The sequence below is a fragment of the Citrifermentans bemidjiense Bem genome, assembly GCF_000020725.1.
Classification (GTDB): Bacteria; Desulfobacterota; Desulfuromonadia; order Geobacterales; family Geobacteraceae; genus Geomonas; species Geomonas bemidjiensis.
In genome coordinates this window covers 2,343,693-2,355,948 of the sequence record NC_011146.1, presented here as the reverse complement: position 1 = coordinate 2,355,948, position 12,256 = coordinate 2,343,693, and the positions used below count along the sequence as shown (strand labels likewise).

Annotated in this window: 11 protein-coding genes and 1 pseudogene; 5 read left to right on the top strand and 7 right to left on the bottom strand. The window is 59.3% G+C overall.

Going from position 1 to position 12,256, the window contains the following annotated elements:
• Positions 1 to 7: 7 nt before the first annotated feature.
• Positions 8 to 1,951: an HD domain-containing phosphohydrolase gene (locus GBEM_RS10255; RefSeq protein ID WP_012530480.1), complete on the top strand. Its 1,944-nt coding sequence runs from the start codon at positions 8 to 10 to the stop codon at positions 1,949 to 1,951.
• A 43-nt stretch (positions 1,952 to 1,994) separates the two neighbouring features.
• On the opposite strand, the gene GBEM_RS10250 is transcribed toward GBEM_RS10255, so the two are convergent.
• Positions 1,995 to 2,798, bottom strand: a complete 804-nt coding sequence (locus tag GBEM_RS10250; protein WP_012530479.1) for a class I SAM-dependent methyltransferase — start codon at positions 2,796 to 2,798, stop codon at positions 1,995 to 1,997.
• 336 nt (positions 2,799 to 3,134) lie between these two features.
• Here GBEM_RS10250 and GBEM_RS10245 point away from each other — a divergent pair, with 336 nt between their 5' ends.
• Positions 3,135 to 4,394: an OmpP1/FadL family transporter gene (locus GBEM_RS10245; protein ID WP_012530478.1), complete on the top strand. Its 1,260-nt coding sequence runs from the start codon at positions 3,135 to 3,137 to the stop codon at positions 4,392 to 4,394.
• Between the two features lie 219 nt (positions 4,395 to 4,613).
• Here GBEM_RS10245 and GBEM_RS10240 read toward each other — a convergent pair whose 3' ends face one another.
• From GBEM_RS10240 to GBEM_RS10220, 5 genes are all read right to left on the bottom strand, one after another.
• Positions 4,614 to 5,513 (bottom strand): ATP-binding protein, encoded by a 900-nt coding sequence (locus GBEM_RS10240; protein ID WP_012530477.1) that lies wholly within the window; start codon positions 5,511 to 5,513, stop codon positions 4,614 to 4,616.
• A gap of 15 nt (positions 5,514 to 5,528) precedes the next feature.
• On the bottom strand, positions 5,529 to 6,494 hold the full coding sequence (locus GBEM_RS10235; RefSeq protein WP_012530476.1) for a hypothetical protein: 966 nt from the start codon (positions 6,492 to 6,494) through the stop codon (positions 5,529 to 5,531).
• A gap of 274 nt (positions 6,495 to 6,768) precedes the next feature.
• Entirely contained in the window at positions 6,769 to 7,779 is a 1,011-nt protein-coding gene (locus GBEM_RS10230; RefSeq protein WP_012530475.1) for a transglutaminase-like domain-containing protein, read from the bottom strand.
• Between the two features lie 36 nt (positions 7,780 to 7,815).
• Entirely contained in the window at positions 7,816 to 9,021 is a 1,206-nt protein-coding gene (locus GBEM_RS10225; RefSeq protein WP_012530474.1) for a double-cubane-cluster-containing anaerobic reductase, read from the bottom strand.
• Positions 9,018 to 9,788, bottom strand: coding sequence for an acyl-CoA dehydratase activase (locus GBEM_RS10220; protein WP_012530473.1), 771 nt, complete (start codon positions 9,786 to 9,788; stop codon positions 9,018 to 9,020). The genes GBEM_RS10225 and GBEM_RS10220 overlap by 4 nt, the downstream gene beginning before the upstream one ends.
• Before the next feature lie 126 nt (positions 9,789 to 9,914).
• Between GBEM_RS10220 and GBEM_RS10215 the strand changes: the two genes are divergently transcribed.
• Positions 9,915 to 10,832: a selenium metabolism-associated LysR family transcriptional regulator gene (locus tag GBEM_RS10215; RefSeq protein WP_012530472.1), complete on the top strand. Its 918-nt coding sequence runs from the start codon at positions 9,915 to 9,917 to the stop codon at positions 10,830 to 10,832.
• Here GBEM_RS10215 and GBEM_RS10210 read toward each other — a convergent pair.
• On the bottom strand, positions 10,812 to 11,129 hold the full coding sequence (locus GBEM_RS10210; RefSeq protein WP_012530471.1) for a peptide chain release factor family protein: 318 nt from the start codon (positions 11,127 to 11,129) through the stop codon (positions 10,812 to 10,814). The two genes, GBEM_RS10215 and GBEM_RS10210, sit on opposite strands and share 21 nt — an antisense overlap.
• Before the next feature lie 328 nt (positions 11,130 to 11,457).
• Between GBEM_RS10210 and GBEM_RS20735 the strand changes: the two are divergent.
• Positions 11,458 to 11,598 (top strand): annotated as a pseudogene (locus GBEM_RS20735) (tautomerase family protein); the annotation flags it as partial.
• Between the two features lie 21 nt (positions 11,599 to 11,619).
• Positions 11,620 to 12,192: a flavin reductase family protein gene (locus GBEM_RS10205; protein WP_012530470.1), complete on the top strand. Its 573-nt coding sequence runs from the start codon at positions 11,620 to 11,622 to the stop codon at positions 12,190 to 12,192.
• The last annotated feature ends 64 nt before the right edge of the window (positions 12,193 to 12,256 follow it).

Here is a 12,256-nt window from a genome sequence, read left to right as displayed (position 1 = left end):
CGCGAAAATGATGGATGCGCCGCTGTACAACAGCAGGATCACGGATACGTACATAAAGCTGATCAAGAACAAGTACAGCTTTGTCAACATCACGGAACTGCTCGACTACGCAGGCATGAGCCCGTACGAGGTGGCCGACCAGGGGCACTGGTTCACCCAGGAGCAGGTGAACCGCTTCCACGAACGGCTCCTGAAGCTTACCGGCAACGAGAACCTCGCCCGCGAGGCCGGGCGCTACGCCGCCTCCCCCGATGCGATCGGAATGATGAGGCAGTATTTCCTGGGACTGGTCGGCCCCGCTAAGGCCTACGAGATGATCGGCAAGGCGACCAACAACAACTTCGTCCGCTCCTCCGTCTACACCTCCAGGAAACTAGCCGCCAACAAGGTGGAGATCACCGTCACCCCGCGCCCCGGCACTAAGGAGCAGCCCTTCCAGTGCCAGAACCGGATCGGCTTCTTCGAGGCCGTGGCCGCAGCCTTCGACGTGAAGCTTCCCCGCATCGAACACCCCGAGTGCATATTCCAGGGGGGGCAGGAATGCCGCTATATCGTCTCCTGGGAGAAATCGAGCCATACTTTCTGGGAATCCACGCGGAATTACGCAGTACTCGCCCTCTCCCTGCTGTCGGCCATCTCCATCGCCATCAGTCCGCATCAGGGGTTGGAGAGGGTGCTGCCGGCGTCTGCCATAACGGTGCTGCTTTTGAGCGTCATCGCGCTCAACGGCGAGAAAAAGGCGCTCCTCGCCGGCCAGTTGAACCTGAAGGACCTCTCCGACAACCTGTTCAAGCAGCTCGAGCTCAACTACAACAACGCCCTCGTCACCAACGAGATCGGCCAGGTGATCAGCAAGCAGACCCGCCTCCACGACATCCTCGCCAACGTCGTCCTCGTGCTGGAGAAGCGCCTCGACTACAGCCGCGGCCTGATCCTTCTGACCAACCAGGAGAAGACCAAACTGGTCTTTCACGCCGGCTTCGGCTATTTCGACGAACAGTTGAGCTTCCTCAGCAAGACCACCTTCCAGCTGGACCGCCCGGAGGCTAAGGGCGTGTTCGTGGTCTCCTACCGCGAGCAGCGCCCGTTTCTCGTGGGGGACATCAACGAGATCGGCGGCAACCTGTCGGGGAAGAGCCAGAACTTCGCCAAGCAGCTCCTGTCGCAGACCTTCATCTGCTGCCCCATCATCTGCGAGGGCGAATCGCTCGGCATCATCGCCGTCGACAACCTGAAGTCGAAGCGCCCCCTGGTGCAAAGCGACATGACGCTCCTGATGAGCATCGCCCCGGTCATCGGCATCGCGATTCACAACGCGAACCTGCACGAGGCGAAGTCGACCCAGTTCAGCTCCTTTTTGAAGGTCATGGCAGCCTCCATCGACGCCAGGGATCCTCTCACCGCCGGGCACTCCGAGAAAGTCACCGAGTACTGCGAGGAGATCTGCCATGAACTGGGACTCCCCGAGGACGAGGTGGAGATGATCAGGGTCGCGGCCCTTTTGCACGACTACGGCAAGATCGGCGTTCCCGACGCCATCCTCAAGAAAAACGGCAGGCTCTCCGACCTGGAGTACGAGATCGTCAAGACGCATTGCCACAAGACCAGGGACATTTTGGAGCAGGTCAACTTCGAGGGGATTTACCGGCAGGTTCCCGAGATAGCCGGCGCGCACCACGAAAAGATCGATGGCACCGGCTATCCGAAAGGGTTGAAGGGAAAAGACATACCGTTGGGAGCGAAGATCATCGCCGTCGCCGATTTTTACGAGGCCGTGACCTCGCAGCGTCACTACCGGGACCCCATGCCGATGGAAGAAGCCTTCCGGCTGTTAAGGGAAGGGAGCGGGTCGCACTTCGAAAGGCATATCGTGGAAGCCTTCATCAACTGCCGCAAGCGCGGGGCAGACGAGGAAGGCGAGGTCCGCGCGATTCAACCCTTTCCGGCATGACCCCACCTGCTGGGGGCTGGGGGCTAGAACATGGGGTTAGGGGTTAGGGCTTCCGTCCCCTCACCGCGATGATGGGAGTATAGGTGAACCTGCGCGGATGCGCGAAGAAGGTCCTGAACTCGGCCAGGAACTCCTCGAACCCGTTTTCATATTCGGCAAAGTCGTAGCCGGAAAATCTCGCACCAACCTCCACCTTCTTGGTCCAATTGAAGTCGTCCGCATGCCTTAGCTCACCGAAGATCTGATGGTGGGCGCCAACATCCACGCTGATATCCTTGTAGCCCAAGTCGTAGAGGTAGGAATAAAGCTTCCTCCCCACGTAGGGGTCGAAATTCGCCTTTACCTCCAGGCTCTTCATGATGGCCGCCAGCGCCTTATCCATCCGGTCCGAGTGGCCGAAATGGGTCAGGCAGTTGTAGTCGAGGTCGATCAGAACCAGCGTCCCTCCCGGCTCCACGATATCCGAGATGTTCTTCACCAGGTCGTAGCTGTTCGCCCTATGGTACTCAAGCAGAAAACGAACCCAGACAAAGTCGAAGAGGCCCAGATCCTTCATGGGGGGGCGGGCGTCGCGGTGCAGGAAACTGACGGAATCGTTCTGGTAGTTCTCCCGGCCGAAAGCGACCCTCTGCTCTGCGATGTCGATGCCGAGTGCGCTCCCGCCCGGTTGCACCAACTCCCCCAGCTTGGAAGTGGTCTTTCCCGAACCGCACCCTATATCCGCCACGCGCATGCCCGGGGCTATGCCGGCCCAGGTAGCCTGCCTGGCGGTCACTTCGTTGTCCGTCTTGATATCGAGCCTGAGAGACTCGTCGCCGTGTTCCATGAGGTAGCGTTGTGCCTGCATAATTGAAATTACTCCGTTTTTGCATTTTAGAAAGCCTGACTATTAGCACAAAAGCCGCAGTTAGGCAACCACGGCAGGAGCCATGTTACTAGTTCGCCGCCTCAACCGTCAAGCAACCGAAGTGTCTATTTTAACGGAGGAAGCTTTACAGCCAGCAGAGAATATGGTATTTAATGAGGGCCTTGGCAGCAGGCTACAGCCGTGAAGGCCCGAAAGACAGACATGCGGCCATGAAATCCACGACCGCACATTAAAATCCGAAACACATGCCCCTTCGATGGGCTTGCCTTCCAGTTGATGCTCGATGCTCCAAACAATATTTCAGGAGGAGGGGTTATGAAACAAAAGAAAGGCCTGCTGGTCGCGTTGCTGACACCTATGCTTGCTTTCGGCGGCGCAGCGGCGGTCCATGCTTCCGGTTACGCAGTATTCACGCACGGCGCCTCTGCAATGGGCCAGGGTAACGCAGTAACGGCTCATGCCAGCGATCCCAGCACCGTCTTCTATAACCCCGCCCTTATGAACAAGCTGGAGGGGACCCAGGTCGAGGCGGGAACCACTGCCGTTCTCTCTTCACGCCAATACGAGCCCGCAGGGGCCGGCAACGGAGCCTCCAACGACACAGCCTTCTTTCCGAGCCACTTCTATGCGACCCACAAGCTGAACAACCAGGTGAGCGTCGGCCTGGGCATCTTCAACCCCTTCGGTCTTGGAACCGAGTGGAACCAAAACTGGGACGGCCGCTATATCGCCACTAAATCGGTAATGAAGACCTTCAACATCAACCCTGCAGTTTCCATCCAGGTCACACCCAAGCTGGCCCTGGCAGCCGGCCTCGACGTGATACTGCTCGACGCGAGCCTGGAGAAGAAAGTACCCTCCGCCGCGCTCGGCCTGCCTGCCGGTTTCGATGTGAATCAGAAGTTCAAGGGGGACGGCAAGGGAGTAGGTTTCAACGTAGGGGTTGCCTATGATGTCTGCGATCACTTCTCACTGGGCGCCTCCTACCGCAGCGAGGTAAAGATCGACGTATCTGGCAATGCCACCCTCAGCAATGCAACGCTTACCGCCGGGGGCGCGCCGCTGCCCATTACCATCGGTGGCGACACGGATGTAACCCTGCCGCCGCAGTTCACCGCCGGCGCTGCCTTCAAGGGAATCGACAAGCTCGTGCTCGAAGCGGGAGTACGCTGGGAGGGGTGGTCCAAGTTCAAGGAACTGGCGATCCATCTCGACAACGGCCAGACTACCGCCACTCCGAGAAACTGGAAGGACGCTTGGGGGGGCAACGTAGGCGGCAGGTACCAGATGAACGACACCGTCGCTCTTTTGGCCGGCTACGTCTACGGCGACACCCCCGTCCCCGACAGCACCTTCGATCCCGGCATTCCCGATGCCAAGACCCATGTTTTCTGCGCCGGCACCGATTTGAACTTCAAGCCGGTTACCGTTGCGTTTTCCTACGGCTACCAGTTGCTGGAAAACAGGCACAAGGATAACGGGATACCTGCAGGATTCCCCACTGCAGCGGAAGCAAACGGCAAATACAAGACCGACGCCCACCTGATAGCGCTCTCAGTCGGATACAAGTTCTAAAGACTTTCACCACAGAGGGACACAGAGGGTCACAGAGGAAAAACAGAAACAGAAACAGGAAAAGCCTAAAGCTTTTTGGTTTAACCCAAAGGCTTTAGGCTTTTGCTTTTCCTCTGTGGTTCCTCTGTGTACCTCTGTGGTGAGTGACTTTGCCCTTCCCCGAAAAAACCTCGGTGACCTCCGTGTACCTCCGAGACCTCTGTGTTCCGCCTTTCCGGTTTAAGTTTTCGCCTTAGTTTTCTGTGAAAGCAGATACTGCCCCACCCAATTATTGGCGAACTGGCTGGCTATGCGGCCGCTTCGGTCCCCTTTCTTTTGCGACCAGAGGATCGCCGCCTCCTGGCACGCCTCATCCCACGGGACAGTGGCAGTCAGCTCCTGCGCCAGCCGCTCCACCCACTGCCGCACCACCTCCAGGTACTGGTCCTGGCTAAAGGGATGGAACGCCACCCAGATGCCGAACCTGCCGGAAAGCGAGATCTTCTCCTCCACCGCCTCGCCGTGATGGATCTCCCCTTCCACCATCATGGCCCCCTTGTTGTCGCTCTCGTATTCGGGTATCAGGTGACGGCGGTTGGAGGTTACGTAGATCAGGACGTTTTTAGGCGGGGCATAGACGGAGCCGTCGAGGGCGCTCTTGAGCATCTTGTAGCTCGACTCTCCTATCTCGAAGGAGACGTCGTCGGAGAAGATGATGAAGCGATACGGCTCGCCCTTGAGGCGGTCCACGATATCCGGCAGATGTATCAGGTCGTCCTTGTCCACCTGGATCACCCGGAGCCCCTGCGGCGCGTAGCGCCCTAAAAGAGCCCGAACCAGCGACGACTTCCCCGTCCCCCTAGTCCCCCACAAAAGAGCGTTGTTGGCGGGAAGCCCCGCCAGGAACTGCAGCGTGTTTTCCTCGATCACCTGCTTCTGCTTGTCGATCCCCAGCAGGTCCTCAAGCGTTATCCCCTCGATGCTGTCGATCGGCTCCAGAAATCCAGCAAAAGAATGCCTCTTCCAGTTGGCCGCATGGCAAACGCTCCAGTCGATGCGGGGAAACGGTTTCGGAAGCAGGCACTCCGCCGCTGCCAGCACCCTCTTCAACTGACCGACAAGTTCTGCATCAAGTACCATGCGCCCTCCCTATCGTCACCTCAATTTGGCGAACCTCGGATCCATGGAACGGATCAAGTCGTCGTAGGCAACCAGCGATTTTATCTGCGGCGCAGCCTTCTTAACGGTCGCGTCGAAAAGGATGAACTTTGCGTTGAAAGCCTGCGCCTTGTTACGCAAAGCGGTAGTGCTTTCCGAGAGGAAACTCTTTTCCGCCTTGTCGTCGGATTTCAGCAGCGACTTGGTCTTCGCCCAATACTCGTCGGTTGAGCCGACGTAGTGGTTGAGGCTCTCCAGAAAGGAAAGGGATGAGGTGGTGAGCTGCGAAGTAGTCACCAGACGGTCCTGCACCTCCAGCATCCCCTTCAAGAGGTCCTGGTCGGCGAACCGGGTGAGGTCGGAGACCTCCTGGGTGTGGGTAGGACGCGCAGGGTCGAGGGCATCGACCCGGGTGACGAACTGCTGAGAGGTGGCCAGATACTTGTTGATGGAAACCGAAGAAGCCCCAAGAGAAACGGCGGCGTCGGAAACGAACTTGGTGAACATCGAGGCCTGACCGGCGTAGGGGATGGGAAGCACCTTGGCAAAGCGCGCGGCGACCGAGCCCGCGGCCAGATACTTGGAGTACCCGGCAACGTGCCCCGACATCCACTTTACGTATCCCTCGAAGTCGGCCAGCCCCTGCCGCTGGGCGCGGACGTCGCCGGCCATTTCCTTGAGGCGCTTGCTGTTTCTCGCCGCCAACTCGGCCGAGGTAATGCTGCAGCTCTCCAAGGCCTTCAGCCTTTCCTGCAGGAGCGCGTTCTCCTTGGTGAGCGACGCTATCACCTGCTCCGCCGGGACGGCAGCTGCAGTTCCAGCGGCAGCCGGCAGGGCCGTAGCGGCAGCCGCAATAGGAGCCGCAGCAGGTGCAGCCGTGGTTGCGGCATCCTGAGCATAAGAGAATGGGGATGTGATGGTTAAGGCAAGAAGGGACGCAACGATGATGGTTTTGGCTTGCAAAGACGCTCTCCAAAGACATTAATGGGCGCAAACAGGCCAAAAGATACAACAATCAGAGCCGGCAGACAAGCAAAACGTGCTTGTGAACATTCCCCTCACCCCGACCCTCTCCCAAAGGGAGAGGGAGGATGGACGGTATTTCCTGGTTCCCAAGCTCCAGCTTGGGAACCCAATGCGGCGCAAAGCTCAAGCTTTGCATCCCTCACCCACTCTCCCTCTCCCAGGGGGGAGAGGGAGAGTGGACAGTCGCGAGTGTCGACGGGAGGAGTTCCCCCTACTGCTCCTTATAGGTGATCCGGTAGCTGAAGCTCTTGGGATCGTAGAAGTCAAGCGCAGTACCGCCTACCTCTGCATAAGGGTAGCCGAAGGTGTTGAGCGGAGCGCCTGCCTGCGGCGGGTTCAGGACGATATCGCGGCCGGTAGCGACCTGGAAGCGGTACGGGTCGATCCCGCCCCAGAAGTAGTCCCGATACTCGCGGGTCTTCGCATCCTTCGGATCGAGCTTCTCGACCAGCATCGCCTTTCTCACGTCGGCCGGGTCGACCGGGACCCAGCCGGTGCCGGGGAGGTAGAATTCGACCCAGCAGTGCTGCCAGGAGGTGATGTCCTCCGTCGCTTTTTTGCCCAGCCTCACCCCGAAGACCTCGCGGGAGGGAACGCCGGCAGCGCGCGCCAGGGCGACGTAGACCGACGAGATGTCGGTGCACTTGCCGCCGGGCTTTTTCAGCAGTTCGCAGACATTCCCCTTGCCGCAGCCGACGGTGGCCGGATCGCGGTACATGTTCTCGCAGGTCCAGTCATAGATCGCCTTCGCCTTCTCCAGCACCGTGTGCTTACCCTTGGTGATGGAATCGGAGAGCTTTTTCACCTCGCCGTCGACCGGGCCCATGGAGGTCGACTGCAGGTAGGGGGCGAACTCCTCCTTGCTCCAGGATGTCTCCTTGGCGGAAAGGTCTCGCACCAATAACTCCTCGCGTTCCACGGAGAAGGAGTAGGTGAGCTTGCGGCTGGCCGCATCCTTGCCCCACTGGGCGAAGAGGATGGGGGTGCCGTTGGCCTTGTCGGTGTAGACCGCCGAGGTGGCGAAATCGCCGCTCACCTTGACGTCCGTGACTGCCTGGTGTTTCCCGGAAACCGCGTACGGAATCCAGAGTTTCGTCTCCTTGCCCTGCTCTTGTTTGGAAAGATCCACTTCCACCGTGACGACACCGCTGCGGCTTTTAGCCCAGGCAGCCGGAGTAACGCAGAGTGAGAGTGCAAGCATCGACAGCAACAACCTTTTCATTTCTTCTCCTTTGATACGAAACTAGTCTTGGTACTTCTAAACCTTGGCCTTGGCATTTCCAAGCTTTGCACGGCGCCTGCCGATCATCTCCAGGAACGCCTCTATTCTTACCTTGAGCTGCTGGGTGTCGGACTCGGAGTAATCGGTCTCTATCTGCAGAAACGGGAGCTGGCTTCCCTGCTGCAGATGCCTTTTCACCGCATACGACTCTATGTTGTAGGTGTGGCATCCCTGCCAGGTAAGGTCGATGATCCCGTCAACCTGGAACTCGTCCGCCAGTCGATCCAGAAGCTCCAGCCGCCTATGGTTGGGTGACATGCAGGAGCAGGGAATCCTCAGGTATTTTTCGGCGATGGCACGCAAGGGGTCGTCCGTCGCCTCAACCCGGTCCACCTTCTTGTACCCGCCACAACTCTCGAAGCAGACCACGCAGCCGCCGGACTCTTCGATCAGCCGCACCACCTTGTCCGAACCAAGCCCTACCGGGACGCCGGTCAGAAGTATCCGAGGCGTCCGTTCATCATAAGGAGAAATCCCTTTTCCCGACCTTTCCGCCAGCTCTGCGGTCAAGCGGTCCAGCAGTTCGATGGCCTGCTCTTTGTCGACGCAGAAACCGCGGTTGTGCAAGACGGTAAGGAGGTCGCTCCCGCTGATGGGGGTGGGCTTCAGCTTGCTGACATCCTGCAGCGCCTGAAGGGAGCGGCGCTCCTCGTTCACCAGCTCGATGGCCGAGGCAAGACGCTCGCGCGTGATCTCCACCCCGAACTCCCCTTCCAGGCGAGCGATCAGCCGCTTCAGCTCGACCATCCAGTAGTCGAGCGCAGCCTCGTCCTGGATCTGCGGCAGCTGCATAAGATGGAGCGGCTTCATCTCCCCGAGCAGCTCATACATCTTCTTTTTCCCGTCGCAGGTCGTCTCTGCGACCAGCATGTCCGAGAAATGGAAGAAAGGACAGGTATCGGTGATCGCAAATCCGTAGCTGGACTTGATCAGCGGGCAAAGAGAGCGCGGCAGCACCTTTTCCGCAGCAGCGATCGGGGTCTGGCTGGTGCCGCACAAGGAGACGGGAATGGCTCCTGCAGCGACTATGAGCTCGGTGGGCGAGTAGAGACAGTAGGTCCCCACCACCTTGAGGCCGGACTCCTTCGCTTCCTTGAGGGCAAGCGCATTTCTCTCGCGCAGGGTGGCTATCTCTTCGAATGCCGCAGTCTTCGTGCCGCCGGCAGTTTGCGGTTCTATCATGCAGTTCCTCCTTCAAAGCCCAAAAGTGCAGCTCCCAGTGCGCCGACGAACTGGGGGGCGGCGGGGACGCGCATCTCGACACCTAGCCCCGCGCCGATGGCCCGGCAGATCTGCGGGTTGAGCGCCACACCGCCGCTGAAAGTCACGTTTCCCGAGATGCGGACCTTGCCGGCCAGCCCCTGTATGCGCCGGGAAATGGCGTCGAAGATGCCGGCGGCGATGCTTCCCTTGGCAACTCCTTGAGCGAGAAGCCCGATGATCTCGGACTCGGCGAAGACCGTGCACATGCTGGAGATGGCGGCAGGCTCCGCGCCGACCGCTATCAAACCCATTTCTTCCAGCGTCACTCCAAGCACGCCCGCCATAACCTGCAGAAAACGGCCGGTTCCTGCGGCGCACTTGTCGTTCATGACGAACTCGACTACTCCACCCTGCGCGTCGAGGGAAATCACTTTGCTGTCTTGACCGCCAATGTCGACGACGGTGCCGGTGTCGGGAAACAGATGGTATGCGCCCCTCGCGTGGCAGGTGATTTCCGTCACCTTCCGATCGAAAATCGACAACGAAATGCGACCGTAACCGGTGCCGACGATGGTATCTACCGCGCTCTCCAGGACGCCGGCGGAGAGAAGTGCCTGCCGCAATGCAGCCAGCCCGGCGGTCCCTGGGTCCCATCCGGTGGGCACGGCAGCCGCGCCTCTTACTTCGCCGTCGTAGATTACGGCCTTGGTACCGGTTGAACCTATGTCAATGCCTGCTGCGAGCATGGCCCTACCAACTTGTATGAGATATTGAAAAAAGCATGTAATCAATAATCGATTGACCCTCTAGAGTCAAATTGATAAATTCGATAAAATTAATACCTGAGATCGCATTTCCTAATGGAGGGAAGGATGAACCTGAAACAGCTGGAGGTATTCATCAAGGTAGCCGAGAGCGGCAGCTTCTCGAAGGGGGCCGAGGCAACCTTCATCACCCAATCCACCGTCAGCCAGCACATCTCCGCACTGGAAAGCGAATTCGGCATGAAACTCCTGGACCGTACCGGCAAGGGAGCACTCCCCACCGAGGGCGGGAAGATCCTGCTGGAGCGGGCACGCAAACTGGTAGAGTACGCAAAGGAAATACCGGTGGCGCTGGCGCGCTTCAAGGGAATCGAGGAGGCAGAACTCAATATCGCGGGAAGCAGCATCCCCGGCGAATACATGATTCCTGCCGCGCTGCCGCTTCTGATCAGCCGCTTTCCCGGCGTGACCATCGTGCTCCTGCAGGGAGACAGCCGTGACGTGTTGAGGAAGCTTATGACGGAAGAAGTCGAGTTCGGCGTGGTCGGAGGGCGTTTCGAGGAGGAAAGTCTCGATTTCACCCCTTTGGCCAAGGACGAGTTGGTATTGATCGCGCCTGCCGGGCACCGCTGGGCGAAGAAGAGCCGGATCACCAAGGAGGAACTCCTGGCAGAGCCGTTCGTGCTGCGCGAGACTGGATCGGGCACAGGGAGAGCGACCGCGAAGGCGCTGCGGGAAGCGGGGTTAGACCCGGCGAAGCTCAAGGTCGCAGTGCACCTGGGTAGCAACGAGGCGGTGAAGCGTGCGGTGATGGCGGGAATCGGGGTTTCCTACGTGTCCGCCGTTTCGGTGCAGCGCGAACTGGAACAGGGGGCGCTGGTCCAGGTGCGTGTGACTGAGGTGGAGATCAAGCGGGATTTCTTCCTGGCTACCAGGAAAGGGAGGGAGTTGTCACCTGCGGCGATCGCCTTCAAGGAGATCATGATGCAAATGTACGCCAAAGCCTCAATCGAGGGTGGAGCGTAGCTTCTTTTTATCGGAATGCGCCTTTTTCTGGTTCAGGCGCTTCTCCTTGGCGCGGCGCGGCACCTTGGTCGCGACCCGTTTCTTCGCTTTTTGCTCCCGCCGGCGCAGCAACTCGGCCAAACGCTCCATCGCCTTCTCCCGGTTTTCGAACTGCGACCGGCTCTCGCTCGCCTGCGCCACCACCCCGGTCGGCAGGTGCCGGATCCTCACCGCCGAATCGGTCGTATTGCGGTGCTGCCCGCCCGGTCCCGAAGCACGGTAAAATTCCACTTTTATATCGACGTCCCTTATCTCCACCGAACACCTGCCCCATTTAGAGTCAAGGGGGACAGGCACCTTGCGGAGCCAGTCCCCTGGAAACCGCCGGCGAGTATAGCACAGCTTTTCCGGCAGCCCTCCTGTAATCTTCCCACAAAGTCTTTAGCTTCTCTCTGTGACCTCCGTGAACCTCCGCGACCTCTGTGTTCCGCCTTTCGGTCCGACGGTTGAAGTGCTCGTGATTTTTTGCTAGAGTGGCCCCCCACCCCGCCTTTATCGCATTGACGGTACGCGGGACCACATAAGGAGGAGCAGCATGCCGGTAATCACCGTAGAACTGGGCGCAATGTAAGGAAAAGAGAAGAAGGCCGAACTGACCAAGGCCCTCACCGACGCGGCGGCATCGGTCACACGGATTCCCGCGGAGAAATTCATCGTATTGATACACGAACTGGAGCGGGACAACATCGGGGTCGGCGGCAAGCTTCTCTCCGACATCATGAAATAAGATCGATTCACAGGGGGGAATATGAAGAAGAGTTTAGGTAAAGGGACACACGCCATGCCCACGCCGGTGTGGCTCGTCGGTAGCTACGACAAGGACGGCAAAGCGAACCTCGCCACCGTAGCCTGGGGCGGCGTATGCAGCTCGGATCCGGCAGCGGTCACCGTGTCGCTGAGAAAATCGCGTCACAGCTACGACGCCATCATGCAGCGCAAGGCCTTCACGGTGAACATCCCTTCGCAGGCCTTCGTCGCCGCAGCCGACTACGCAGGCATCGCCTCGGGACGCAACGCCGACAAATTCGCCGCCGCCGGCCTTACGCCGGTGAAAAGCGACCTGGTGGACGCCCCTTACGTCGCCGAGTTCCCGCTGGTGATCGAGTGCCGCCTGCTGCAGGTGGTCGAGATCGGGGTACATACCCAGTTCATCGGCGAGATCGTGGACGTGAAGGCCGACGAGGAGGTGCTGGACGAAAAAGGAAACGTCGATCCCGCCAAGGTGCTTCCCCTGGTCTACAGCCCGACCAACAGGGCCTATTACGGCCTGGGCGCCGTCGTCGGCCAAGGGTTCGAGATCGGCAAGCAGTTCATGAAATAAGAGAGCCGCAGACCGGCCGCCGCTGGATGAGCCGGGGTGATGCGATATACTCGCTTCCGGAAAT

Bases quoted from the DNA above. Each gene is read 5' to 3' on its own strand.
- GBEM_RS10255 (WP_012530480.1), top strand. From the start codon at position 8: ATGATGGATGCGCCGCTGTACAACAGCAGGATCACGGATACGTACATA.
- GBEM_RS10250 (WP_012530479.1), bottom strand. From the start codon at position 2,798: ATGCAGGCACAACGCTACCTCATGGAACACGGCGACGAGTCTCTCAGG.
- GBEM_RS10245 (WP_012530478.1), top strand. From the start codon at position 3,135: ATGAAACAAAAGAAAGGCCTGCTGGTCGCGTTGCTGACACCTATGCTT.
- GBEM_RS10240 (WP_012530477.1), bottom strand. From the start codon at position 5,513: ATGGTACTTGATGCAGAACTTGTCGGTCAGTTGAAGAGGGTGCTGGCA.
- GBEM_RS10230 (WP_012530475.1), bottom strand. From the start codon at position 7,779: ATGAAAAGGTTGTTGCTGTCGATGCTTGCACTCTCACTCTGCGTTACT.
- GBEM_RS10225 (WP_012530474.1), bottom strand. From the start codon at position 9,021: ATGATAGAACCGCAAACTGCCGGCGGCACGAAGACTGCGGCATTCGAA.
- GBEM_RS10220 (WP_012530473.1), bottom strand. From the start codon at position 9,788: ATGCTCGCAGCAGGCATTGACATAGGTTCAACCGGTACCAAGGCCGTA.
- GBEM_RS10215 (WP_012530472.1), top strand. From the start codon at position 9,915: ATGAACCTGAAACAGCTGGAGGTATTCATCAAGGTAGCCGAGAGCGGC.
- GBEM_RS10205 (WP_012530470.1), top strand. From the start codon at position 11,620: ATGAAGAAGAGTTTAGGTAAAGGGACACACGCCATGCCCACGCCGGTG.